The sequence below is a fragment of the Bradyrhizobium sp. Pha-3 genome (assembly GCF_042258615.1).
GTDB lineage: Bacteria > Pseudomonadota > Alphaproteobacteria > Rhizobiales > Xanthobacteraceae > Bradyrhizobium.
Genome location: NZ_CP170152.1, coordinates 12594 through 37938, shown reverse-complemented (window position 1 = coordinate 37938; position 25345 = coordinate 12594). Strand labels below are relative to the sequence as shown.

Annotated in this window: 21 protein-coding genes and 1 tRNA gene; 12 read left to right on the top strand and 10 right to left on the bottom strand. The window is 63.0% G+C overall.

Annotation, left to right across the window (positions count from 1 at the left end):
- Positions 1-48: 48 nt before the first annotated feature.
- The 5 genes from lptB to ACE10Z_RS00145 all read right to left on the bottom strand — a co-directional run bounded on the left by lptB (position 49) and on the right by ACE10Z_RS00145 (position 6661).
- Entirely contained in the window at positions 49-1035 is a 987-nt protein-coding gene (gene lptB, locus ACE10Z_RS00165) for an LPS export ABC transporter ATP-binding protein (protein ID WP_375786156.1), read from the bottom strand.
- 358 nt (positions 1036-1393) lie between these two features.
- Positions 1394-2137 carry an LptA/OstA family protein gene (locus ACE10Z_RS00160; RefSeq protein WP_375786155.1) on the bottom strand — a complete coding sequence of 248 codons (744 nt, stop codon included), beginning with the start codon at positions 2135-2137 and terminating at the stop codon, positions 1394-1396.
- Between the two features lie 5 nt (positions 2138-2142).
- Positions 2143-2880 carry an LPS export ABC transporter periplasmic protein LptC gene (gene lptC / locus ACE10Z_RS00155; protein ID WP_375786154.1) on the bottom strand — a complete coding sequence of 246 codons (738 nt, stop codon included), beginning with the start codon at positions 2878-2880 and terminating at the stop codon, positions 2143-2145.
- Positions 2881-3066: 186 nt separating this feature from the next.
- A complete protein-coding gene (locus ACE10Z_RS00150; protein WP_207834225.1) occupies positions 3067-3681 on the bottom strand; it encodes a ribonuclease D in 615 nt (204 codons plus the stop codon).
- 199 nt (positions 3682-3880) lie between these two features.
- Positions 3881-6661: an autotransporter outer membrane beta-barrel domain-containing protein gene (locus ACE10Z_RS00145; RefSeq protein ID WP_375786153.1), complete on the bottom strand. Its 2781-nt coding sequence runs from the start codon at positions 6659-6661 to the stop codon at positions 3881-3883.
- 414 nt (positions 6662-7075) lie between these two features.
- Here ACE10Z_RS00145 and ACE10Z_RS00140 point away from each other — a divergent pair, with 414 nt between their 5' ends.
- The 3 genes from ACE10Z_RS00140 (at position 7076) to ACE10Z_RS00130 (ending at position 12171) form a co-directional block, all read left to right on the top strand.
- The gene (locus ACE10Z_RS00140) at positions 7076-8341 is read left to right on the top strand and encodes an MFS transporter (RefSeq protein WP_375786152.1); all 1266 of its coding nucleotides are present in this window, start codon (positions 7076-7078) and stop codon (positions 8339-8341) included.
- Between the two features lie 680 nt (positions 8342-9021).
- Positions 9022-9819, top strand: coding sequence for an AAA family ATPase (locus ACE10Z_RS00135; protein WP_375786151.1), 798 nt, complete (start codon positions 9022-9024; stop codon positions 9817-9819).
- Positions 9820-10041: 222 nt separating this feature from the next.
- Positions 10042-12171, top strand: coding sequence for a S8 family peptidase (locus ACE10Z_RS00130; protein WP_375786150.1), 2130 nt, complete (start codon positions 10042-10044; stop codon positions 12169-12171).
- A gap of 432 nt (positions 12172-12603) precedes the next feature.
- Here ACE10Z_RS00130 and ACE10Z_RS00125 read toward each other — a convergent pair.
- Positions 12604-12690 (bottom strand) — tRNA-Leu (locus ACE10Z_RS00125).
- A 148-nt stretch (positions 12691-12838) separates the two neighbouring features.
- Between ACE10Z_RS00125 and ACE10Z_RS00120 the strand changes: the two genes are divergently transcribed.
- On the top strand, positions 12839-13807 hold the full coding sequence (locus ACE10Z_RS00120) for a complex I NDUFA9 subunit family protein (protein WP_375786149.1): 969 nt from the start codon (positions 12839-12841) through the stop codon (positions 13805-13807).
- 209 nt (positions 13808-14016) lie between these two features.
- Here the strand turns inward: ACE10Z_RS00120 and ACE10Z_RS00115 are convergent, their stop codons facing one another.
- Complete coding sequence (locus ACE10Z_RS00115; RefSeq protein WP_375786148.1) at positions 14017-14823, bottom strand: undecaprenyl-diphosphate phosphatase; 807 nt, start codon at positions 14821-14823, stop codon at positions 14017-14019.
- Between the two features lie 262 nt (positions 14824-15085).
- On the opposite strand from ACE10Z_RS00115, the gene ACE10Z_RS00110 reads away from it, so the two are divergent.
- The 3 genes from ACE10Z_RS00110 to ACE10Z_RS00100 are packed head-to-tail and all read left to right on the top strand — an operon-like array spanning position 15086 to position 17749.
- Entirely contained in the window at positions 15086-15778 is a 693-nt protein-coding gene (locus ACE10Z_RS00110) for a glutathione S-transferase family protein (protein WP_375786147.1), read from the top strand.
- Positions 15727-16917, top strand: a complete 1191-nt coding sequence (gene queG, locus ACE10Z_RS00105) for a tRNA epoxyqueuosine(34) reductase QueG (RefSeq protein WP_375786146.1) — start codon at positions 15727-15729, stop codon at positions 16915-16917. Before ACE10Z_RS00110 ends, queG begins: the two co-directional genes overlap by 52 nt.
- Before the next feature lie 34 nt (positions 16918-16951).
- Positions 16952-17749, top strand: a complete 798-nt coding sequence (locus ACE10Z_RS00100; protein ID WP_375786145.1) for an acyl-CoA thioesterase domain-containing protein — start codon at positions 16952-16954, stop codon at positions 17747-17749.
- Positions 17750-17881: 132 nt separating this feature from the next.
- Here the strand turns inward: ACE10Z_RS00100 and ACE10Z_RS00095 are convergent, their stop codons facing one another.
- Together ACE10Z_RS00095 and ACE10Z_RS00090 are read right to left on the bottom strand one after the other, a co-directional pair.
- On the bottom strand, positions 17882-18352 hold the full coding sequence (locus tag ACE10Z_RS00095; protein ID WP_375786144.1) for a nuclear transport factor 2 family protein: 471 nt from the start codon (positions 18350-18352) through the stop codon (positions 17882-17884).
- Between the two features lie 130 nt (positions 18353-18482).
- On the bottom strand, positions 18483-19295 hold the full coding sequence (locus tag ACE10Z_RS00090; protein ID WP_375786143.1) for an alpha/beta hydrolase: 813 nt from the start codon (positions 19293-19295) through the stop codon (positions 18483-18485).
- Between the two features lie 228 nt (positions 19296-19523).
- On the opposite strand from ACE10Z_RS00090, the gene infC reads away from it, so the two are divergent.
- The 3 genes from infC to rplT all read left to right on the top strand — a co-directional run bounded on the left by infC (position 19524) and on the right by rplT (position 21075).
- Positions 19524-20063 (top strand): translation initiation factor IF-3, encoded by a 540-nt coding sequence (infC, locus tag ACE10Z_RS00085; RefSeq protein ID WP_092126381.1) that lies wholly within the window; start codon positions 19524-19526, stop codon positions 20061-20063.
- Between the two features lie 374 nt (positions 20064-20437).
- Positions 20438-20638: a 50S ribosomal protein L35 gene (rpmI, locus tag ACE10Z_RS00080; protein WP_008539890.1), complete on the top strand. Its 201-nt coding sequence runs from the start codon at positions 20438-20440 to the stop codon at positions 20636-20638.
- A 77-nt stretch (positions 20639-20715) separates the two neighbouring features.
- Positions 20716-21075 (top strand): 50S ribosomal protein L20, encoded by a 360-nt coding sequence (gene rplT, locus ACE10Z_RS00075; protein ID WP_029081033.1) that lies wholly within the window; start codon positions 20716-20718, stop codon positions 21073-21075.
- A gap of 22 nt (positions 21076-21097) precedes the next feature.
- Here rplT and ACE10Z_RS00070 read toward each other — a convergent pair whose 3' ends face one another.
- Positions 21098-21499, bottom strand: coding sequence for a hypothetical protein (locus ACE10Z_RS00070; protein ID WP_375786142.1), 402 nt, complete (start codon positions 21497-21499; stop codon positions 21098-21100).
- Positions 21500-21694: 195 nt separating this feature from the next.
- On the opposite strand from ACE10Z_RS00070, the gene pheS reads away from it, so the two are divergent.
- Together pheS and pheT are read left to right on the top strand one after the other, a co-directional pair.
- On the top strand, positions 21695-22777 hold the full coding sequence (pheS, locus tag ACE10Z_RS00065) for a phenylalanine--tRNA ligase subunit alpha (RefSeq protein WP_375786141.1): 1083 nt from the start codon (positions 21695-21697) through the stop codon (positions 22775-22777).
- Positions 22778-22862: 85 nt separating this feature from the next.
- Entirely contained in the window at positions 22863-25271 is a 2409-nt protein-coding gene (gene pheT, locus ACE10Z_RS00060; RefSeq protein ID WP_375786140.1) for a phenylalanine--tRNA ligase subunit beta, read from the top strand.
- The last annotated feature ends 74 nt before the right edge of the window (positions 25272-25345 follow it).

Genomic DNA, 25345 nt, shown 5'->3' with positions numbered 1-25345 from the left:
TCTTAGTCCGGAGCCGTTGTACACGGCTTGACGGATGGGATTTTTTGGCTACAGGCGGAATTCCTCGCCAAGGTAAAGCCGACGTACATCGGGATCATTAACGATCTCCTCCGGGCTTCCCTCAGTCAAGATCTCGCCGGCATAGACGATGTAGGCACGGTCGGTCAGGCCGAGCGTCTCGCGGACATTGTGATCGGTGATGAGCACGCCGATGCCGCGGTTGGTGAGATGACGGACGAGATCCTGGATGTCGCCGACCGCGATCGGGTCGATGCCGGCGAACGGCTCGTCGAGCAGCATGTAGTTGGGACGCGTCGCCAGCGCGCGCGCAATCTCGACGCGGCGGCGCTCGCCGCCGGACAGCGCGATCGACGGGCTCTTGCGCAGCCGTGTGATGTTGAATTCGTCGAGCAGCGAATCCAGCTCGTGCTCGCGCTTCTTCTTCGAGGGCTCGACGACCTCGAGCACGGCGCGGATGTTCTGCTCGACCGACAGGCCGCGAAAGATCGAGGCTTCCTGCGGCAGATAGCCGATGCCGAGGCGCGCGCGCTGATACATCGGCAGCTTGGTGACGTCGTGGCCGTCGAGCTCGATCGCGCCGCGATCGGCCTTGATCAGGCCGGTGATCATGTAGAACACGGTGGTCTTGCCGGCGCCGTTCGGCCCGAGCAGGCCGACCGCCTCGCCGCGGCGCACATAGATGCTGACGCCGCGCACGACCTGGCGGCTGCCGAAACTCTTTTCCACGCTATGCACAGCCAAATAGCCCGGCCGCTTGATGAGCTGCGGCGCAGAAGCTGCGTTGTTCCTGGCCGGCCTCGCCCGCGCCGGGGCCGGCGCTGCTGCGGGCTGGGATCGCGGCAGCTCGACGGCGGGAACCGGAGCGGCACGCGCCATCGGCGGCGCGTCGCGCACCGGTGACGTCAGCATCTCGCCGAACTGGTCGTCGAGCGCCGTGATGTCGTCATGCGCGCGCGCAAATCCGGAACTGCGTTTCGCAGGGCGCCGCCGGAACATGCCGAGAAAATCCACCATCCCCGCTTCGCTTCAGCCTTTCACGGTGATCCCGCGACCTTGCCTGCGCACCAATCGATTCGCACGGCAAGGCGCCAGCATGAGCCGGAAAACTGGATACCGACATTCCTTCGCGACAAAAGCGGACGCGTCTGCGCGGAGATCATGCTCAAACAACACGGCAAAGCGCGATCACCCGCGCCTTGAATGAATGGATGCCCTTGTCCCGGCCAACATAACTCCCCCTCGAAGGCACATCGTCCGGCCGGGCCGCTGGAGTAGATACAGTCTCGCCCCGCGCGCTTCAACCTCGCGGGCGCAAAATATTATCTAACTTATTGATTCTACTTCACCTTACGTGAGGCTTACTTTATGGAGCCTACTTCGACTTGCTGCCCGGAAGCAGTTGAAGCGGCGACGGCGCTGCGGGGGCCGTGCCGGGGGCAGCCGGCGTGCCGCAGCCGCCCTTGCCGTTCTGCCCGCCCTGCGACTGGATGAACAGGCCCTGCACCTTGCCGCTCTCGGATTCCACCCGCGACACGCCCGTCGTCATGTCCACCAGCAGACGGTCGCCGCGCAGCACGTTCTGGCACTGGGTCAGCACCACCTGGCCGCCGCCACCGCCGAGCATGGTGATCAGGTTGGTCTTGGTGTCGAAGATCGCGGTCTCGCCGGTGACGACCTGATCCTTCTGGGTGACGACGACATTGCCTTTCGCCTCCAGCCGCTTGATCGAGGACGCGCCGCCGGGGCCCGGGGTCGCCGATTGTATCGGCGCGCCCTTCTGAGCGGCGGCAGCCTTGGTACCACCCGAGGTGCCACCCGTGGCCGGCGCCGGCGCCTGCGTCGACTTGTCCTCGTAGAACACGACCAGGACCTTCGAGGTCATGGTGGTATCGCCCTGCACGACCTTCACATTGCCGGCGAAGGTCGCCTCCTTCTTCTTGTCGCGCATCTCGAGCGAGGCGGCCTCGATCTGGATCGGCTGGTCGCGGTTCTGCGAAAAGCCCTGCATGGCGTTGGGAACGCCACTCATCGAGCCCTGCGCGACCGCGGCGCCGGCTGCGAACAGCGTGAGCAGAAAGGCCGCGATCGCGATGCCATGCGGAAAACGTTTCATCATCAAATTCATTTCGGGTTGGCGGATTTGCGCGGCTTCGGTGGCGGCGGAGGTGGGGCGGGCTCGGCCGGCGGGCTCGGATTGTTGTCGCCGAGCTTGTCCAGATTCATCACGACATTGCCTTCGAACCGCACAAGCTCGCCGCTGTTGTAGATCCTGAGGCGGTCGGCGGTCAGCGTGCCTTGGAGCAGCTTGACGTCGACATGCTCGTCCGACGACACGTTGCCCTTGTTGATGTCGACGAGGGCCTGCGTCAGCTTGGCCTCATAGCCGGTGGACGACTGCAGAAAGATATCCTGGCGCAGGTCGAGCAGTTGCTTCTTGTTGTCGAAGAAGCCGGTGCGCGCATCCATCGTCACCGTCGACTGATCCTGCTGCGCCACCTTGGCGCGGATCGTCTTCAGCTCGACATGATCAGGGTCGGTGACGTCCTGGATCGCAGCCTTGGCCCACATCTCATACGGCCGCCCGTCGGCCGAGAAGCCGGCGATATGCGGCGATTCCATCGTGATCTTGGTGCCTGACACGACGAGGTTGTCCATCTCGACCGGCAGCTTGGGGATCAGCTCGCGGAATGGATTGTAGACCGAGACGAAGATGATCGAGGCCATCGACAGCCCGACCACCGCAGGCACCGCGATGCGCAGGATCCGCACCATGCGGCTGTGCCGAGCGGCGGCGGCAAAGCGCGCCTCGAGGCCCGTGACATAGCCGGGATTCTGGGCTGGATTCTGAACCGAATTCACCTGAGCTCCAGAGGCGCGAATTTGCCCCTATTCTAGCCGGAGCCGCCCCAATATGCAGCCCGGACCTCGCGTCGCGCCCCCCCCCCAAGCCGACTTCAAGGCGGACCACGCGTGAACAGTTTGGCCGAAACGGGGCGGAACCGGCCTTGCTGCGACGAATCCGGCGCCCATCATGAACGGGCCAAATCAGGAATGGGCGAAAATGTCCTCGGCCTCCCAGCCGTCGAGATCGAGCCTGGCGCGGGTCGGCAGGAAATCGAAGCAGGCCTGGGCGAGATCGGTGCGCCCCTCGCGCGCGAGCATGACATTCAGCTTGTCGCGCAGCGCATGCAAATGCAGCACGTCGGAAGCGGCATAGGCGAGCTGGGCTTCGCTCAGGCTTTGCGCGCCCCAGTCGCTCGACTGCTGCTGCTTCGACAATTCGACGTTCAGCACCTCGCGCACCAGATCCTTCAGGCCATGGCGATCGGTGTAAGTGCGCGACAGACGTGAGGCGATCTTGGTGCAATAGACCGGTGCCGGCATCACGCCGAAAGTGTTGTAGAGCACCGCGACGTCGAACCGGGCGAAATGGAAGATCTTGGTGATCGCAGGATTTGCGAGCAGCGCCTTCAGGTTCGGCGCATCGGTGTGTCCCTTCGGAATCTGGATCACGTCGGCGGTGCCGTCGCCGTTCGACATCTGCACCACGCAGAGCCGGTCACGATGCGGATGCAGTCCCATGGTCTCGGTGTCGATCGCAACGGAATCGGTGTAGCGGGACAGATCAGGCAGGTCGCCGCGATGCAGGCGGATGGTCATGCTGTCAAAAACCTCGTTCAATTCCCCGACAGGCGAGCGTGCATCAAGCCTTGTTGCGTCTCGGCGTCAAAGCCCTTCAAGGGCGGAGCGCCGGCAACGCGAACCAACATTGTGCACGCACAGATGGCTGAGGGTTTAGCGCCATTGTGCAGCGGAGACAATGGCTTGGGCAGTCCACAGCGCCCACGCAAGCGCGCCATTATTGCCAGCTGACGCGCAGCCCGAACCGGCCGGTGATGTCGTCGCGACGGGTGCTGTCCACCGAGGTCGTGTAGCCCGCGCTCGCATAGGCGCTGATCGTCCGGTTGAGCTGCGCGGTAACGCCGGCGCCGATCTCGACCGCGGTGCCGCGGCTTTGCACGCCGATCAAGTCGGTCGTCGCGAAGGCGATGCTGCGGTCGTTCGCGGCCGTGTGCCAGAGATTGGCCTCGAGATACGGACGCAGTTCGGCGGTCCCGACAACGAAGGTCGCGGGAACGCGCACGCCGAGCCGGCCGGTCAACGTATCGGCGCTGCCGGGCGCGACGCTGGAGAAGATGTCGTTGAAGCTGTCGAACGACTGGCGCTGCCAGATCAGTTGCGCCTGCGGCTCGATCGCGAGATAGCGGTTCACCGGGATCGGCACGCCGGTTTCCAGCGACGCGGCGACGCCGGTGCCCGACACAAGCGCGCCGACCTGACGATCCGACTGCGGACTTGCACCGTAGAAGCTGCCCATCAGCACGGCGTCGACGTACCAGCCTGAGGGGCCGATATGGGTCCAGTAGCCGCCGACATTCTGGCTGTCGATCGAGAGCGTGCCGGTCCGGACGTTGTTCATGCCGAGTGCGAAGCCGTTGATGGTGCCGCTGGCCCAGCCATACGCATAGAAGAAGCCCGCGCGATCATGATGGCCGGGCGCGGACTCAAAGCGCAGGATGTCGACGCCGACCTGCACGCCGGCCATGGTGCCATCGAAGGAGGGGCTGACCGTGCCGGCCCAGCTCTGCGCGCTGTGCGAGCCGTATGCACGCGCCCATGCCGCCGGCTGTTCACCGCCACTGGTCAGTATGGCCTGATCGCCCTGGCGCTGATGGAAGGTGCCGAGCGTCGCGAGCCCGAGCTTCTGCGCGACCTGCGGCAACGCCGAATAGACCGCGACTTCCTCGCGGTAGAGCTCGACCGGCGCGGCACCTGCCGGCGGCGGCGTCAACGACGACAGGTCCTCGGCGGGCAGCATCGCGGGCGGCGGCACCACATTGGGCGATGCGGGCGGCGTTGGTGCGGGTGCAGCCGGTGGCGCCGGCGACGATGTGCCGGGCAACAGCTGCGAGCGCAGATACCAATTGTCGGCGCTGCCCGCGGAGACGCCGCCGCGAAACAGCAGATATTCGTGCGCGCCGGCCACGACGGCGTTGGAGAGGCCGAATGCGCCTGCTGCAGTGCTGCCGCCGTTGACGGCCTGCACCACCATGATGCCATCAGAGGTGGTCAGCGCGCCCGCGCCGCCGGCATTGGTGACCGTCACCGCGGTCGAGCCCGACGCAGTGCCGCCGGAGATGACGAGCCGATCGGACGGCGAACCGTCGCCACCGAGCACGCTGCGCAGATAAAGGCCGCCGCCAGTGCCGACATAGTTGCCCGCGATCGTCAGGCTGTTCGCTGCGGTGGCGCCGCCATTGGTGAGATTGATCACGCCGGCGTTGGTGACGGTGACCGGCGGCCCACCCGGAAACGACGTGATCGACGGGTTGGCACCGTTGCCCGCCAGCAGGCTGGTGCCCGCCGCAATCGACACATTTCCGGTCAGCGAGGTCTGCAGCGTCAACGAACCGCTGTTGATGAAGGTGTTGGCGAAGGTGCCGGTGCCGGCCCAGGTCCAGTCATTGCCTTCCATCGTCAGCGTCTGGAAACGCGCGAACGCGTTGTCGGCCGTGCCGCTGCCTTGCAGCCGCACCTGGTTGTTACCGCCTCCGCCATCGGCAAGACCGACGATCTGCGAGCCGGTTTGCAGGATGAAGGTCACGTTGCCCGTGCCACCCGCGAGCGCCGTGCCGCTGTTGCCGGCGATCAGGCCGGCATTGACGATGGTGGTGGCGCCGTTGAGCGTGCGGATTGCGGGCCCTGACTGGCTGATGATCTTGCCGCCGGCGAGGTTCTGGATCGTCGCCGTGAAAGATGATCCCGCGGTGTTGGAGAACACGGCATCGGAACCGACGCCGCGCGCTTCGATGGTGCCGCTGTTGGTCAGCACATTGGCGTTGCCCTGCATATAGACGGTGTTGTTCGCCACCCCGGCCAGCGAGCTGCCGGTCGTCAGCAGGGTGCCGGTATTGGTGATGGTGGCGAACTGTCCGGCGGAGTAGATCGCGCGAGCCTGCGCGCCGGAGGTCGTGATCGTTCCGCTGTTCATGAATGTGTTGTTGTCGCCGGTCTGGACGTACAGGCCATACGATTGCGGTCCCTGGGTGGTGATCGTCCCGGTATTGATCAGCGTGTTGCTGCCGTTCTGCGTCAGGCCGATGATGGCAAGGCCGCGCGAAGTGCCGTTCTGCGTCGTGATCGTGCCGTTGTTGATCAGCGTGTTGCCGCTGCTGCTGGCGGCCATCGCATTGCTGCCGGCACCCGTGGTCGTGATCAGGCCGGACGTGCCGTTGGTGAAAACGTTGCCGTTGCCGCCGCCGAAGATTCCAGTGCCGCCGCCGCTGATGGTCAGCGTGCCGTTGTTGGTGGCGGTACTGCGGGAGACAAGGCCGATCGCGGTCGCACCGGCGCCAGGCGTGATGCCGGCGCCCTGCAGCACGTTCACGGTGACGTTCGAACTGCCGGCTGCGGCCTGCACGCCTGCGGGCGAGGGATTCGGCGCCGCGGTCGAGCAGGTCACCGTCTGACCGCTCACCGGCGCGAGACTGTCGCAGGCAGCGAACGCCTGCGACACGGACAGAAGACAACCGCCACCCAAAGTGCACGACAGGATCGCCGCGAGCCGCGATGAAACCATGCCCTTACTCCAACCTCGGCACGAACCCGACCCCCGGCCTCGCGCACCCTGCTCCCCCCGCCCCGCTCTCAGCGTCCGCTGATCTGCTCCGTTCGAGCTTGAAACGATTTGTGACGATCTGTTGCCGGATCGCCACAGACGGAACCTTCAGCTGCATTGCTTCGATTCACATCCTTTGCGTGCATACGCTTCCACGTCGGTGATGTACAGAGTGCCCGCGTTGCACGCCTCCCTGGCCACAACCCGGTGCGCGCCTCACTTCTCGCGAAGCCGCTCGGGCGCAGATTCGCTGGCGCGATTGGCCGCTGACCGGACCGATTCCGGGGGAACTTGTGATGTGCAGCCCCGTGAAATCGGACCAAGCGCTCCCTATTTGTTGCCAGCCCGCACTTACCCTTCAGTGAAACGAGCCTCATGTCGGAACAGACCATCGCCGCGCCGATCGACGAACCGCAGGAACGCGGCTTTTCGCGTTACCAAGCCTTCCTGATCGCGCTGCTAGCGTTCACGCAGTTCACCCTGATCCTCGACTTCATCATCATGTCGCCGCTCGGCGCCATCCTGATGCCGTCGCTCAACATCACGGCCGGGCAATTCGGCGTCGCGGTCTCGGCCTACGCCTTCGCGGCCGGCATTTCCGGCATCCTCGCCGCCGGCTTTGCCGATCGCTTCGACCGCAAGCGGCTCTTGCTGTTCTTCTATGTCGGCTTCACGCTCGGCACCGTGCTATGCGCACTGGCGCAGAATTTCCACGTGCTGCTGCTCGGCCGCATCGTCACCGGTCTGTTCGGCGGCGTGATCGGCTCTGTCGTGCTCGCCATCGTCACCGATCTGTTTCCGCTGCATCTGCGCGGCCGGGTGATGGGCTTCATCCAGACCGCATTCGCCGCGAGCCAGGTGCTCGGCGTGCCGGCCGGACTTTTCCTGGCCAATCACTGGAACTGGCACGTCTGCTTCGTCGCCATCGTCGGCCTGTCGATTGCGGCAATCGCCACCATCGCGCTGGTGATGGAGCCGGTCGACGGGCATCTCAAGCTGCAGCACGACAACAACCCGTTCCAGCATTTGATCGCAACCGTCGCGCAGCCGCGCTACACGCTGGCCTTCCTGGTGACGACGCTGCTGGCGACCGGCGGCTTCATGCTGATGCCGTTCGGCAGCGCCTTCACCGTGCACAATCTCGGCATCGACATCGTCCATCTGCCGACGATCTATCTGGTCTCCGGCCTGTTCAGCATCCTGATGGGCCCGCTGGTCGGCCGCGCCAGCGACACGTTCGGCAAATATCCGACCTTCATCTTCGGCTGCGTGGTGTCGGCGATCATGGTGCTGATCTACACCCATCTCGGTCACGTCTCGCTGCTGACCGCGATCATCGTCAATGTGCTGATGTTCGTCGGCATCTTCTCGCGCATGATCCCCTCGCAGGCGCTGATGTCGGCGATCCCCGACGCCAGCCAGCGCGGATCGTTCAGCGCCATCAGCGCGTCGGTGCAGCAATTGTCAGGCGGCTTGGGCTCGGTGGCTGCCGCCGCGATCGTCGCCGAGAATCCGGACGGCTCGCTGCTGCATTTCGACCGGATCGGCTACGTCGTCATAGCGAGCTCGATGATCTCGATGATCGCGATGTACTTTGTGCAGCGGCCGATCGCGCGGCGGGCGGGGCGGCGGGTGGTGTGAGGGCAGGTGCGGCTAGAACCGAACCGTGAGATTGCCGCGCGTACTGCGAACCTTTCCGTCGGCGATCCAATGCCGGCGCAGCCATGAGCTGTACGCTTACCGGGCTGCCACCGGCCGCTATGCTTGAGCATGCCGCCAGCTCCGGCTGGCGCCGACCAATTGGTCAAACGGGCTGACGATCTCGCTTGTGTGATTTTTGGACGTTGGATGGGTAGAGCGAAAGGTGTCGTCCGCTTCCGCCCCAGCGGGGATCACTTCTCCGCCTGACCCGCTCGACGGATGTTGAGCGAATTCAACCGCTTGGAACCAGATTGTCACCCAGAGAAGAATCGCGTGGTTTGCCCACTTTCACTTTGAATTTGCGACACTATTTCTGGTGCGTCCAAAGAATGTTACACAGCATTGCCCTCTGGTGATCTTCATCTTTGGGATAACCAAGGTTCTTCAGTGCGGGGCAATCTGTCGTGGCTTAATCTCTGAGTCGGCTTTGGTTGGGCTAATCTGGCAAAACTAGCGAAATTGCTCCCTAGACTGATGACCCGCTTCCAGGCACCGCTAGTCGTTCGATCTCGCTTCCGGCATCACTCCTACAATGGACACTTTGCGGGCTCCCTATGAGGTCTCCTCGGCGCAAGCCAATTACAGCAATCGAGCCTGGTCTCCCGCTGATCCCACTTAAATTGGCCAAGAGCGACACCTTTTCCAATTTGGTGGAAGTTGTTATTCCAAGGCGAACGCATGAGCAGCTGGTGCTCTCGCCTCACAACATAAAAACATTTGTTGGCCTGATGGAGGAGTTTCGCGGTGCTGACCTCCTGCGTCGCCACGGTTTGACCGCTCGCTCAAAGCTACTCTTTTGTGGTCCGCCGGGGTGCGGCAAGACGCTTACCGCAGAAGTCTTTGCTCATGAGCTTGGATTACCCCTGGTAGTGGCTCGACTTGACGCGATCATCTCTTCCTTCTTGGGGGAGACAGCTACCAACATCCGAAAGGTGTTCGAAACCGCATCCGAACAATCATGTATCTTGTTCTTGGATGAATTCGATGCGCTGGCACGCGCTAGAGCAGATGGCTCAGAGCACAATGAATTGCGACGAGTGGTCAATAGCCTGCTCATGCTCATTGATCGCTTTAAGGGCAAGGGATTTCTTATTGCGGCAACGAATCTTGAAGAGAGCTTGGACGCCGCGATCTGGCGACGCTTCGATGAGGTGGTCGTCTTTGACTTGCCGTCTCAGCGAGAGATTCGACGCCTCTGCGAAATCAAACTGAAGAACTTTCCGGCACCGTTCTCTATCGCAGAGAAAGCAGTGCGATTGAGAGGCATGTCGTTCGCCGACGTCGAGAGGATTTGCGACAACGCGATAAAGCGATCGATCTTGAAGAGGTCGAAGTCGCTTCTTGAACTTGAATTCGATTTAGCAATCCGAGAAGAGCTTCGGCGCAAAGATCTTAGGGCTCGACTTCACCAACATTAATATTCCGCAAGTTTTTTTCGCAGAAGCAATATGGCAACGTATCAGCACTTACCACTACAGCGTGTTGAAGGCGAATTAGATCGCCGAAAGCGACCTGGCTTCGGTCAACCTTCAGGACGAGAGCCCCGGAGCCATGGGACGAAAATACAGTCGGAGGTTCAAGAGGTCCTTAGAGAGCATAGGACCAAGCCAAAGATTGGCGACATTGACCCGGCCCTCATTTTGAAGGTCGAGACATCTGGAAATATAAGCGAAGACGAATGGACCAAAGTTGGTCTCACGGTATTGGCTAACGACCCCGGGCAGACCCTGATCCTTTTTGCCGACGATGTAGAGCTGACTGCTTTCCAGGAGAGAGTAACCGCCTACAACGGCGATAAGCCGGAAAATCAAAAAAGCCAGCCCTATGCGGCACTAATTGAAGCGATCGAGGCCATTCGGCCAATCAACGCAACTGATAGAATCGGCCCTGTTTTAAGGGCGGAGGGTTATGAAACTCCGGATCGTATTCCAGATGCGGTCGAGTCTTATGATGCTGAGCTTTGGCCCGTTTCCGATTTCAGTGCCGATCTGTTTATTCACCGCGTGACCACGGTCCTCGAGCGGATGGAAGGGGCCTTAGTTAGCTCCTATCGTGGTAAGTCCGCGCTTCTTATGCGCGTGCGAGGCTCAGGTGACTGCATCCGTGCGCTTTTGGAGTTGCCCGAGATCGCAGCAATCGATCGTCCCCCAACACCGGACTGGCCAGAGCTTCCCGCGAGCGACATTGAGCTTAGCGATTTCCCAGAGGTAGTCGCGGCCGAGGACGGGGCATTGACCATTGGCGTGATCGATAGCGGCCTTACTTCCGCCCACCCATTGATTGTCGAATCATTAGCGGCGTCGTTCGGCGAGCCCGCAAGTTTAGGCGACAACGACGAAAAGGGTCACGGCACGCCGGTCTCCGGCATTGCAATTTACGGGGACATCCGACAGCGATTGTCGGAGACGCCGTTTCAAGCCAAATTTCGCGTAGCTAGTGTACGGGTGGTGAACGCAGCAGGACGTTTCGACGACGAGGAACTCGTTCCAACTCAAATGGAAAACTCCATTCGTAGGTTGCATGATGAATTCGGCTGTCGAGTAATCAACATATCCCTGGGTGACATCAAACGTCCCGTAGGTGCGAAGCCCAGTGCTTGGGCATCCACTTTGGATACTCTCGCACGCGAATTGGACATTCTGATTGTCGTGTCGGCTGGTAACGCGTCTCCTAGTTATCTCGCGTCGCTTGGCGACGGTATCGTTGCGGCTTATCCGAGATTTCTCCTCAGCGACGCAAATCGCATTCTTGAACCGTCGAGCGCGGTAAATGTTCTGACTATTGGGTCAATCGCCCACTCGAATGGCCTTTCGACAGTTGACGCGGAAAACGTAGGCGTTCGCTCCATTGCCCAAACGTTTCAGCCATCGCCATTTACGCGGGCCGGCCCAGGCGCCAATAAAGTTCTAAAGCCGGACCTTGTTGATTTTGGCGGAACGGCAATATTCGATGGGCCTACTCAGCGACTTCAAAGTGGCTCCACACGTGCTAACGTAGGTATTCTTTCGACCCATAATGAATATTTGCAACAATTGCTAAAATATCATTCCGGAACTTCTTTCTCTGCTCCACTCGTTTCCTACAAGGCTGCAATGCTGTTCGAAAATTTTCCCGACTCATCGGCAAATCTTGTGAGAGCGCTGCTCGCTCTGAGCGCTGAACATCCGGACTCTGCCGTCGATTGTTTAGGAAGTGACGACGCAATCTTCAACCTCTTGGGCTATGGCTTGCCTGACGTGGCCCGAGCGCTCGAATCCGAAGACAATCGAGTGATACTGTTTGCGGAAGATGCTCTCGTCGCAGACAAATTCGCGGTATACGAAGTACCCATACCCGACGTGTTTCAGACTAAAGGAGCGCGACAAATTCGAGTCGCGCTGAGTTTTGACCCTCCCGTGAAACACACACGGTTAGACTACGCCGGACTTAAGATGGGCTTTCATCTCATAAGAGGCGCGAATGCAAATGATGTGTTCGATGCATTTCGCAAGTGGGAAGCCGACGAAGGTAAAGCGGTCCGTATTCGTGACACCTTCAAATGCGATTTGAAACCTGGCGCACAACGTCGAGAGCGAGGCACTCTTCAGTGCGCGACGTTCGCTATGACCACCAACTCTCAGCGGTACGGTGACAGCTATTTCCTCGTTGTCCGGAGTGAAAGCGGCTGGTCATCGGATGATCAGCGATTCGCGCTTGCCATCGAGTTGAGGGCGCACGCCGAAATTCCTCTCTATCAAAGGATTCAGGAGCGGATCCGAGTGCGTGTTTAGCCAGATCATCCCTACCCCGCTGAATGGTCCAATTTGAACGGCAGTTTCTGCTCGTCCGCGACGAGCCAGTTCAAGGTGCACGATGGTGCACGCAACGGTTTCTGGCAATCCTTGACGAGTTTCCCGACGCACTGTGCGCTCTGGAAGAGGTGCCCATCGCGGACCTTTTCCCCACGAATTTGAGGGGATGCGACTATGCCGCGCTGGATACGACAATGTCGGCGCGGATTTGCTGTTCCAGATAGGGCGGGTTCGGGCTGATCACGGTGTATTCCCACCGGCCTCGCTGAAGTAGGAACGACCTTCGAGGCAACGCAGAGCGCTTAGGCAGATGTCGAGGGCGTAGTCCACCATTGCGCGCCCCACCCTCCGCGGGCTACGGCCTCGCCGCGCCACCGGATACTGAGCGATTTCAATCGCTTAAAAAGGGGGTGGTGCCCAGGAAAGGACTCGAACCTTCACGGCCGTTAAGCCACTGGCACCTGAAGCCAGCGCGTCTACCAATTCCGCCACCTGGGCATGTGGAGCGGTTTAGTAAGGATCGGTTACGCGCTTGTCAAATTCGCGATTGGAAATTCAAATAGCCTGTACAGGATTGGGCTGATGGCGTATCGCGAGAGGCTGTAAATACGCCCAATCGCTCTCGAATCCGGCAGGAATGGACCTCATGGCATCGAACCTGGAAACGCTCGTCACGGTATTCGGCGGATCCGGATTTCTGGGACGGAACGTGGTCCGGGCGCTCTGCAAGCGCGATTATCGCGTGCGAGTCGCGGTGCGGCGGCCTGAACTGGCCGGCCACCTGCAGCCGCTCGGCCGCGTCGGGCAGATTCATGCGGTTCAAGCCAATGTACGCTACCCGGCCTCGGTCGAGGCGGCGATGCGTGATTCGCATATCGCCATCAACCTGGTCGGCATCCTGGCCGAGGGCGGCGGGCAGAGCTTTGACGCCGTGCAGGTGAAGGGCGCGGAGACCATCGCCAAGGCGGCAGCCGCGAATGGCGCCCGGATGGTCCACGTCTCGGCGATCGGCGCGGACGCGGATTCGCTGTCGGGCTACTACCGCGCCAAGGCGGAAGGCGAGACGGCAGTGCAGGCCGCCCTGCCACAGGCCACCATCATGCGGCCGTCGCTGATGTTCGGGCCCGAGGATCAGTTCACCAACCGCTTTGCGGCACTGGCGCGGATGTCGCCGGTGCTGCCGCTGGTCGGCGGCGGGGTCAACAGGCTGCAGCCGGCCTATGTCGCCGACGTCGCGGACGCCGTGGCCGATGCGGTCGACGGCAAGGCGAAGGGCGGCGCAACGTACGAGCTCGGCGGCCCGGAAGTGCTGACCATGCGCGAGGTGATGCAGATTATCCTCCAGATCACCCAGCGCGACCGCATGCTGGCGCCGCTGCCGTTCGGCCTCGCCAAGCTGCAGTCGCATGTCCTGCAATTCGCGCCGGGGCCGTTCACGCTGACCCCGGACCAGGTCGCGATGCTGCGCTCGGACAATGTGGTGTCCGACGCCGCCAAGGCCGCCGGCCTGACCTTCGCGGGCCTCGGCATTACGCCCGATTCGATGGAAGCGATCGCCCCGCAATATCTCTGGCGCTTCCGCGCGACCGGGCAGTTCCAGAAGAAGAGCGCGTAGGCTCTCTCCACTTGTCGTCCCGGCGAAGCGAAGCGTCCAGCTAGCGGTGCGGGCCGCAACGCCCGTGCAACGCAACTCTATCCCCGTCATCCTGAGGTGCGAGCGCAGCGAGCCTCGAAGGATGAATCGGCCGAGAGCTGGGCCGTGCATCCTTCGAGACGCCGCTCCGCGGCTCCTCAGGATGACGGTGAGGGACGGCGTCTGTGGCCTTATTTTCCCATCGCCAGCGCGATCAGGCCGAGTGTGCCGACGATCACGCGCCACCAGGCAAAGAAGGTGAAGCCGCGGCGGGTGACGAAGTTGAGGAATGCCCGCACCACGATCATCGCCGTGATGAACGACACCACGAAGCCGACCGCGATCACGCTGAGATTGTCCGAGGTGAAGTCGGCGCGGTTCTTGTAGAAATCATAGGCGAACGCACCGACCATGGTCGGGATCGCGAGGAAGAACGAGAACTCCGCCGCCGAGCGCTTGTCGGCGCCGAGCAGCATCGCAGCCACGATGCTGGCGCCGGAGCGCGACACGCCGGGGATCATCGCCAGGCACTGCGCGACGCCGATCCAGAAATACATCAGCAGCGGGAACCGGGTCGCGTCGTCCTCGTACACTTTGAGATCGAGCTGATCGACCCAAAGCAGGACGGCGCCGCCGACGATCAGCGTGAAGCAGACCACCCACGGATTGAACAGGAATTCCTTGATGTATTTGCCGGCAATCAGGCCGATCACGACGGCGGGCAGGAACGCCACCAGCACGCCGATCACGAAGCGACGGTCGTCGGGATTGGAGAACATGCCGAGCGCGACGCGCCACAATCTGGTGAAGTAGAGCACGAGGATCGCGAGGATCGCACCGAGCTGAATCAGGATCGCAAAACTCTTCCAGAAATTGCCTTCGCCGAGATTGAAGAAGCGTTCTGCAAGCAGCAGGTGGCCCGTCGAAGAGACTGGCAGGAACTCCGTGACGCCCTCGACGATGCCGAGAATCACCGCCCGCAGCATATCCGTCATCATGATCTGATCTGCCCTGTGTGGAAAACCGAATTCTTCTCGCTTATTCGCACATAGGCCGCAATCGCAAAGAATCGTCAAACAATGGGTTACCCGGCCGATTTGCTGGGCTATAGCGTTTTTGTGACCCGCACCATCTGCGGGGGTGGCTACCGGTTTGCGTGCCGACGCGACATAGAGACGAGCGGAACTGGTCTGGCCAATTCACAGGTCAGGTCACACAGGTTGATGGTTTCTTAAGCGCCGCGAAACTACCAAGGGCTTCATGTATACGCTGTATCACCATCCGTTCTGTCCGCATTCGCGCTTCATTCGCCTCGTGCTCGGCGAGTATGGCCTCGATCTGCGCCTGGTGGAGGAACGGGTCTGGGAGCGGCGCGAGGCGTTCCTGGCGCTCAATCCGGCGGCAACCACGCCGGTCCTGATCGCCGAGGGCTTTCCGCCGATCCCGAGTGCGCCCATCATCGCCGAATATGTCGACGAGACGCATGGCCTCGAGGCCGGCGAGCGTCGGCTGCTGCCGACCTCGACGGCCGAGCGCGTCGAGGTGCGCCGGCTGATGGCGTGGTTCAACGAGAAATTCTTCGAGGAAGCCTCCAACCCGCTGGTGACCGAGCGGATCTACAAGCGCTTCATGAGCGAGGACAATGGCGGCGGCCCGCCCGCCCCCGACATCATGCGCGCCGCCAAGGTCAATGTGCGCTATCATCTGAGCTATATCGGCTGGCTGGCGAAAACGCGGAACTATCTCGCCGGCGACCGCCTCACCTACGCGGATCTCGCCGCCGCGGCGCATCTTTCGGCGATCGACTATCTGGGCGATGTGCCATGGGGCGAGGACGACGCGGCAAAGGCGTGGTACGCGCGGGTGAAATCCCGCCCGTCGTTCCGCCCGCTGCTCAGCGAGTGGCTGGCGGGGGTGCCGGCGTCGCGCACCTATGTGGACCTCGACTTCTGAACCAGGCGGCCAGGCTCTCCCCGTCCGATCTCAAGGCCGCGCTTGGCCGCGAGGCGCGCGCACTCGGCTTCGATGCCGTCGGTTTCACCGATCCTGATGCGACGCGCGAGGCCGGACAATATTTTTTGGAATTCCTCGGCTCCGGCGGCCATGGCGAGATGGACTGGCTCGCGGCCAATCCGGAGCGGCGCACCGACCCGCGCGTGCTGTGGGGTGGCGTGCGCTCGATCATCATGCTCGGCGTCAATTACGGGCCCGACGATAATCCGCTGGATATTCTCGCGCGCCGGTCGCATGGCGCGATCTCGGCCTATGCGCAGGGCGACGACTATCACGACGTGATCAAGAAACGGCTGAAGACTCTGGCACGCTGGCTCGCTGCAATGACCGGCGACGAGGTGAAAGTGTTCGTCGACACCGCCGCTGTGATGGAGAAGCCGCTGGCGCAAGCCGCCGGCATCGGCTGGCAGGGCAAGCACACCAATCTGGTGTCGCGCGAATTCGGCTCGTGGCTGTTTCTCGGCGCGATCTACTCCGCGACCGAGCTGCCGCGCGACGAGGGCGAAGCGGATCATTGCGGCAGCTGCCGCGCCTGCCAGGACATCTGTCCGACCGCGGCGTTTCCGGCCCCCTACAAGCTCGATGCGCGGCGCTGCATCTCGTATTTGACGATCGAGAACAAGGGGCCGATCCCGCACGAATTCCGCAAGGCCATCGGCAACCGCATCTATGGCTGCGACGATTGCCTCGCGGTGTGTCCGTGGAACAAGTTCGCGATGGCGGGCCGCGAGCAGAAGCTTGCGGCGCGCGACGCGTTGCGCGCCCCCGCACTCGCCGATCTCGTGCGGCTCGACGATGCCGGCTTTCGCGCGCTGTTCACGAAATCGCCGGTCAAGCGCATCGGCCGCGACCGCTTCATCCGCAATGTGCTGATCGCGATCGGCAATTCCGGCGATCCAAACCTCGCCGGCGAGGCGCGGCGCCTGCTCGACGATGCAAGCCCGCTGGTGCGCGGCGCCGCGGTGTGGGCGCTGTCGCAGCTGATCGCCTGCGAAGCGTTCGCGGCGCTGGCGTCACGCGCCGGCGGCGAGCCCGACGTCACGGTTCAGCAGGAATGGCGCACGGCAGCCGGCTCTTGATTTCATTGCGCCGTTCCCGTCATGGTCGCGAGCCATGACAAACCAGCCTTTCTTCACCAGACACGGCGACGGCTTCATGCCGACGTCAGTTGCGAATGGGCCGTGGAGCCCGGAATCGATGCACGGCCGCGTCGTAATCGGCCTGCTCGGCTTCGTCATCGAGGAGCGCCACGGCTCCGGCGATTTCGTCCCGGCACGGCTCACGGTCGACATGTTCCGGCTGCCCAACATCACGACGCCGGTCGAGGTGACGACGAAGCTCGTGCGCGATGGGCTCCGCATCAAGGTGATCGAGGCCGAGTTTGTCTCCGGCGGCACCAGCATGGCGCGCGCCTCCTGCCAGTTGTTGCGCAGGACGGAAAATGCGCCCGGCAATGTGTGGTCCCCGCCGACCTGGAAGGTGCCGGCGCCCGCAGACATTCCGAAGCCGGCCGATCCGAGGCTCGGCATGAACGGCAAATGGGAGACGCGGCCGATCATCGGTCACATGGGCTCGCTCGGCGAGCGCAGGCTTTGGATGAGCGAAGTCCGCGAGCTCGTCGCGGGCGTCAAGATGACGCCGTTCGTCCATGTCGCGACGGGTGCGGATTTCGCCAGCCCGTTCGCCAATGCCGGCGACCAGGGCCTCGGCTACATCAACAGCGACGTCACGATCTATCTGCACCGTTTGCCGGTGAGCAACTGGATCGGTTTCGAGGTCGTCAACCATCACGCCACCGACGGCATCGCGATCGGCGAATGCTGGCTCTATGACGAGCAGGGCCCGATCGGCACGTCGACCGTGGTGGCGCTCGCCCAGCGCAAGCCGATGAGCAATCCACCGCCGCCGTAGGTCCTCACAACCGTCATTGCGAGCGAAGCGAAGCAATCCATTTGCCCGCGCATGCGGTGGCATGGATTGCTTCGTCGCTTCAGCGCAAAATGCTTTGCAATTTTGTCCCGAGCTCCTCGCAATGACGGCGAACTACTCGGCCAAATGCCGCTTCATCTCCGGCCGCGCCCGCAGCGCGGCGCCTTGCTTGTCGACGATCTTGGCGATCCGCTCCGGCGCGAAGTTCAGGTCGACGAAGGCCGGCGCGGTGTTGGCGACCTCGTGGTACTCCGTGATCTTGCCGTCGCGCAGCCGCATGATCGCGACGCCCTCGAACATCGCACGCGCGCCCTTGGCTTCCGGCAAGGTCGAGCGGTAGCTGAACGTGTAGCGCGCGTAGAGCGTCGCGCCGTCGCTGACGGGATCGTGCATCACCCAGCGGAAATCGGTCGCGGTCCGGTAGAACCAGTCGTCGATCATCTCGGCGATTTTGGCGCGCCCCTCGAACGCGCCATAGAACACGTCGTGGTAGACGCCGTCCTCGGTGAAGAGGCTTGCGAACGCCTTGCCGTCGCGCTGTTCGACCGCGGCGCAGAACGCGCGCAGCATCGTTGTCGTATCCATGGCGTCTCTCCCCGGCGCTTGTGGCCATCCTTCGAGGCTCGCTTCGCTCGCACCTCAGGATGACGTCCCTATCCGTAGCCGTCACCCTGAGGAGGCCGCGAAGCGGCCGTCTCGAAGGGCGGCGGCGTGGCTAAATCTCCGCCACCGCGGCGATGATCCGCGCGATGTCCTGCGGACGCGACAGCCGGTGGTCGCCGTCCTGGATCATGGTCAGCACCACATCCTCGGCCGGCAGCCGATGCACCAGCGCGAACGCATGCTTCCACGGCACGTCGGGATCCTGCGCGCCCTGCAGGATGCGCACCGGACAGCCGACGTCGATCTTGCTGCCGAGCAGCAAGTGGTTGCGGCCCTCTTCGATCAGATTGCGGGTGATCGGATAGGGCGAGCCATCGCCATATTCGGATGGCCTGAGCCAGACGCCCTTGGTCTCGATCTCGGCGCGGATCTCCGGCGAGAAGCCCTTCCACATCAATTCCTCGGTGAAGTCGGGCGCCGGTGCGATCAGCACGAGCCCGGCGAGCTGTGACTTCGCGTTCCCGCGACGCATGATCTCGCGCGCCAGCAGCAGCGCCATCCAGCCGCCCATCGAGGACCCGATCACGACCTGCGGCCCGCGGCAGAACTGCGAGAACACCGCGACACTCTCCTCGAGCCAGCGGCCGATCGTGCCGTCGGCGAACTCGCCGCCGGATTCGCCGTGGCCGGAATAGTCGAACCTGACCGAGCTGCGGCCATGCTCGGCGGCCCATGCATCGAGTGCGATCGCCTTGGTGCCGGTCATGTCGGACTTGAAGCCGCCGAGCCAGAACAGCCCGGGCGCACCGCTTGTGCTGCCGGAGCCGCCGCCTGGACGGGCGCGCACCGCGATCCGGCGCGCCGAACTGCCCTCGCCGACCTCGATAAAGGTGGATTCCTGCTCGGATGCAGCGGTTTGGCTCATGGTTCGGTCACTCGCGTGTCAGAGATCTGGTTTTCAATCGTCGCGCGGCAGGGGTCAACGGCGGCACGCCCGCCTTGCAGAGCAGGCGCGCCCGCTATATGTGCCGGGCGTGGCCAAAATGCCTCGCAATTGACGGTTTTGCCGCGTAAAAGAGCGAGTTCGCTTGCCCGTCGCAGCGTCTTGCTTCAAAATATCCGCCTTCCCTTTCACAACTTTGGAGAGTTACCCATTCGCCGTCCCAATAGAGCCCCGCCCACAGTCGCAAAAGACGGGCCGCGCACCAATGACGAGATTCGCAACGCGCAAATCCAGCTGATCGATTCAGATGGTGTCAACCAGGGCACCGTCGAAACCATGGTGGCCATCAAGATGGCCATGGAAGCCGGCATGGATCTCGTCGAGATTTCGCCGAACGTCAGTCCTCCGGTCTGCAAGATCATGGACTACGGCAAGTACAAATATTCCGCGCAGAAGAAGGCCGCCGAAGCGCGCAAGAAGCAGAAGGTCGTCGAGATCAAGGAGATCAAGCTCCGCCCGATGATCGACGATCACGACTATGACGTGAAGATGCGCGCGATGCAGCGCTTCTTCGAGGAAGGCGACAAGGTCAAGATCACCTTGCGCTACCGCGGTCGTGAGATGGCGCACCAGGAGATCGGCACCAAGCTCTTGGACAAGGTGAAGGCCGACGTTGCCGAGTTCGCCAAGGTCGAGCAGGACGCGAGGTTCGAGGGCCGCCAGGTCGTGATGGTGCTGGCGCCGCGCTAATTCGAATTAGTCGCTTTGCTGAAAATGGGACAGCCCGTCAGAAGCTCTGGCGGGCCGTTTCTTTCCTGTAGCCTGGATGGAGCGCCAGCGTAATCCGGGACGGTGCGTTCGCGGCTCGACCTGCCCCGGATTTCGCTCCGCTCCATCCGGGCTACGGTTCCGTAGTTTAGCTACCCTGAAACGTTGCAAAACCGCCGATCCTCTGTCATAAGCCGGGCCTTCGCCGCCCGGCTGATCAAGGGCTGCCGTGGCGACGTTCAGTGCAGGTTCTTTCAATTCGGAAAAAACCACAGCACTTTCAACGCTCTAACGAGCATTTTAGCCGGCCGAACGCCTCTTTGGGCGATATTCGTGTTGGGCGACAGGAGAGCTAAATGCCCAAGTTGAAGACCAAGTCGGGCGCTAAAAAGCGCTTCAAGGTGACCGCCACAGGCAAAGTCATGCACGCTCAGCGCGGCAAGCGCCACGGCATGATCAAGCGGACGAAGAAGCAGATCCGTCAGCTCCGCGGCACCCGCGTGCTGTTCAAGACCGACGGCGACAACGTCAAGAAGTACTTCTTGCCGAACGCCTGATCGCGCTCATCTGCTTGAACCCGGCCGCGCCCCGCGCGGCGCCCCGTCACTTCTTCTAGATCTCAAGGATTTCCGTCATGTCTCGCGTCAAACGCGGTGTGACCTCTCACGCCAAGCACAAGAAAGTCTTCAAGGCCGCCAAGGGCTATTACGGCCGCCGCAAGAACACCATCCGCACCGCCAAGCAGGCCGTCGAAAAGGCCGGCCAGTACGCCTTCCGCGACCGCAAGCGCAAGAAGCGCACCTTCCGCGCGCTCTGGATCCAGCGCATCAACGCCGCGGTCCGTCCGTTCGGCATGACCTACAGCGTGTTCATCAACGGCCTCTCCAAGTCGGGCGTCGTCGTCGACCGCAAGGTGCTGTCGGATCTCGCGATCCACGAGCCGGTTGCATTCCAGGCGATCGCCGAGAAGGCCAAGGCCGCGCTCGCAGCCTGATCCTTGGCAGTTGGCACGCGGCCTACCTGGATTTGCCGCCCGCCTTCTGCGAATAGCGCTGGGCGACTTGCGCCCGGCAGAACGCCGTAAACGAGATGTACATGGTGCCGGATTCATTCCGGTACTTGCGGTCGCAGACCTGCATCTCGTGCCGGTACGCCCGCTTCGGCGCGCCCTTGAGGCCGGACAGGAAGTCCGCCTCGCATTTTTTCTCGACCACGGCACCGAACTGGACGTCTCCGCTGGCGCCGTATTCGCACGCCTCGAAGATCTTCATCGCGCGGTTGCAACTCGGCGCCTTCTCCAGCACTGCGATGATGTCGTCCATCTGGGTCGATTTGGCGGGACATTCCTCGGTCGCGGCATGCGCCGTGCCGAGCATGAAAAGGACCGCCGGCAAAGCCAGGCAAGATCGCAGCAACATCGCGTGGGTCTCCTTGAACTCCCCTTGGGTAGCCCGGCCTCCGCGCGAGGTTCAATGCTGCCCGCCACAAGCCCGAAATGACCGGCTTTTTGCTTGACGTTACGGCCTTCGGGCGGCGACAACCCAGCCGAATTTTGGCGCATGGTTCGGAAGCCGGCTCTTCCCGCCGGATCATGCTCAGCGCAGGAATTGACCGTGTCCGACCTCGCAACGCTCGAAACATCCATCCTCGACCAGATCGCCTCGGCCGCTGACGAGGTCGCCCTCGAGGCGGTGCGCGTCTCGGCGCTCGGCAAGAAGGGCTCGATCTCGGCGCTTCTCGCCACCCTCGGCAAGATGTCTCCGGAGGAACGCAAGACCGAAGGCGCGAAGATCAACCTCGCCAAGGACGCAGTGACGCAGGCGCTCGCGGCAAAGCGCGACGTGCTGAAGGCGGCCGCGCTCGATGCGCGGCTCGCCGCCGAGACCATCGACGTCACGCTGCCGCTGCGCGAGACGCCGGCGGAGACCGGCCGCATCCATCCGCTGAGCCAGGTGTGGGACGAGCTCACCACGATCTTCGCCGATATGGGCTTTGCGGTCGCCGAAGGTCCCGACATCGAGACCGACGACTACAACTTTACAAAACTGAATTTCCCGATCGGCCATCCGGCGCGCGAAATGCACGACACCTTCTTCTTCAATCCGAAGGAGGACGGCACGCGCATGCTGTTGCGCACCCACACCTCGCCGGTGCAGGTGCGCACCATGCTAAGCCAGAAGCCGCCGATCCGCGTGATCTGCCCGGGCCGCACCTATCGCATCGACTCGGACGCGACCCACACGCCGCAATTCCACCAGGTCGAAGGCCTCGTGATCGACAAGGGCTCGCATCTCGGTCACCTGAAGTGGATCCTGCACGAGTTCTGCAAGGCGTTCTTCGAGGTCGACCACATCAACATGCGGTTCCGGCCGTCGTTCTTCCCGTTCACCGAGCCGTCGCTCGAGGTCGACATCCAATGCCGCCGCGACAAGGGCGAGATCCGCTTCGGCGAGGGCGAGGACTGGATGGAGATCCTCGGCTGCGGCATGGTGCACCCGAACGTGCTGCGCGCCTGCGGCATCGATCCCGACGTCTATCAGGGCTTTGCCTGGGGCATGGGCATCGACCGCATCGCGATGCTGAAATACGGCATCGCCGATCTCCGCCAGCTGTTCGAGAACGACATCCGCTGGCTCAACCACTATGGCTTCAAGCCGCTCGACATCCCGACGATCGCGGGAGGATTGAGTACGTGAGCTTGGACTTCGTTCCCATCGCGGAGAAAGCCCCCACCCTGACCCTCCCCCGCAAGCGGGAGAGGGGACCGGAGAAGTCATCGTCATGAAGTTCACCCTCTCCTGGCTGAAGGAACATCTCGAGACCGACGAGCCGCTCGACAAGCTCGCCGACAAGCTCACCATGATCGGGCTTGAGGTCGAGAACATCGAGGACAAGGCGAAGCAGCTCGCGCCGTTCACCATCGCGCGCGTGATCTCGGCCGAGCAGCATCCCAATGCCGACCGGCTGCGCGTCTGCATGGTCGACACCGGCGACGGCGGTGCGCCGGTGCAGGTGGTGTGCGGCGCGCCGAATGCGCGTGCCGGGCTGATCAGCGTGTTCTCGCCGCCTGGCACCTACATCCCCGGCAAGGACATCACGCTCGGCGTCGGCACCATCCGCGGCGTCGAGAGCCGCGGCATGCTGTGCTCGGCGGCCGAACTGCATATCTCCGAGGACCACGACGGCATCATGGAGCTGCCGGCGGATGCGCCGATCGGCAAGGGCTATGCCGAATGGGCCGCGCTCGGCGATCCCGTCATCGAGATCAATTTGACGCCGAACCGGCAGGACTGCACCGGCGTGCACGGCATCGCGCGCGATCTCTCCGCCGCCGACATGGGCAAGTTCAAGGACCCGGGCATCAAGCAAATCAAGGGCGAATTCGCTTGCCCGGTTCAGGTCAAGGTGGAGGACGCCGCGCTGTGTCCGGGCTTCGCGCTACGCCTGGTGCGCGGCGTCAAGAACGGTCCGTCGCCGGAATGGCTGCAGAAGCGGCTGACCTCGATCGGCCTGCGCCCGATCAACGCGCTGGTCGACATCACCAACTTCATGACCTACGACCGCGCCCGCCCGCTGCATGTGTTCGACGCCAGCAAGGTGACGGGCAACCTCACCGTACGCCGCGCGAAAGATGGCGAGACCCTGCTCGCGCTCGACGGCCGCACCTACACGCTCGACAACAATGTCTGCGTGATCGCCGACGAGCACGGCGTCGAGTCACTTGCCGGCATCATGGGCGGCGAGGCCTCGGGCTGCGACGACAACACGACCGACGTGCTGATCGAATCGGCGCTGTGGAACGAGATCAACATCGCGCAGACCGGCCGCAAGCTCGGCATCAATTCGGATGCGCGCTATCGCTTCGAGCGCGGCGTCGATCCGGCCTTTATGGTGCCCGGGCTCGAGCTCGCGACCAGACTGGTGCTGGAGCTGTGCGGCGGCACGCCGTCCGAGAACGTCGTGGTCGGCAAGCAGTTCGGCGAGGACCGCGTCATCGACTTCCCGCTCAGCGAGGTCAAGCGTCTCGCCGGCATCGAGGTGCCGCTGGTCGAGGTGAAGCTGATCCTCACCCGGCTCGGCTTCATGCTGGCCGGCAACGGCCCCGTCGTGAAGATTGCGATCCCGTCCTGGCGCACCGACGTGCAGGGCAAGGCGGACATCGTCGAGGAGATCGTGCGCATCGTCGGCGTCGACAAGGTGCCGATGACGCCGTTCGATCGTGGCGACGAACCGCGCAAGCCGGTGCTGACGGCGATGCAGCAGCGCACCCGCCGCGCCAAGCGTGCGCTCGCCGTCCGCGGCATGGTTGAGGCCGTGACCTGGTCGTTCATCACCAACGACGCGGCAAAACTGTTCGGCGGCGGCCAGAGCGAGCTTGTGCTCGCCAACCCGATCGCGGCCGATCTCTCCGACATGCGGCCGAGCCTGCTGCCCGGCCTCGTCGCGGCGGCTCAGGCCAATATCAACCGCGGCTATCCCGACATCGCACTGTTTGAGGTCGGCCAGGTGTTCCGCGGTGATCGCCCGGAAGACCAACTCGTGGCCGCCTCCGGCGTGCGCCATGGCTACGCGTCGTCGAAGGGGATCGGGCGGCACTGGACCGGCTCGGCCACGGCCGACGCGATGGATGCCAAGGCCGACGCCTCCGCCGTGCTGGCGGCGGCCGGCGCGCCGATGCAGGCACTGCAGATCGTGCCGGGCGGTCCCGCCTGGCTGCATCCGGGACGTTCCGGCACCATCCAGATCGGCCCGCAGAACGTGCTCGGATATTTCGGCGAGCTGCATCCGCGCGTAGCCGAGGCCCTCGGCGCCGACGGTCCGATGATCGTGTTCGAGGTGATCCTCGAGCGCATCCCGCAAGGCAAGCAGAAGGCGACCCGCGCCAAACCGGTGCTGGAGCTCTCGGCGTTCCAGCCGGTGTCGCGCGACTTCGCCTTCATCGTCGATCGCAGCGTCAAGGCCGGCGACATCGTCCGCGCGGCGCAGAATGTCGACAAGAAGCTGATCACTGATGTGGCCGTGTTCGACGTCTATGAAGGCAAGGGCATCGATCCCGACAAGAAGTCGATCGCGATCGCAGTGACGATCCAGCCGCGCGAGAAGACCATGACCGACCAGGAGATCGACGCCGTCGCCGCCAAGGTCGTCGCCGAGGTGACGAAGAAGACCGGAGGCACGCTGCGGGCGTGAGGCGGGCCGCGGTGGTGCTGGAAGCACGCGCAGCCCCACCACCGTCACCCTGAGGAGGCCGCGTAGCGGCCGTC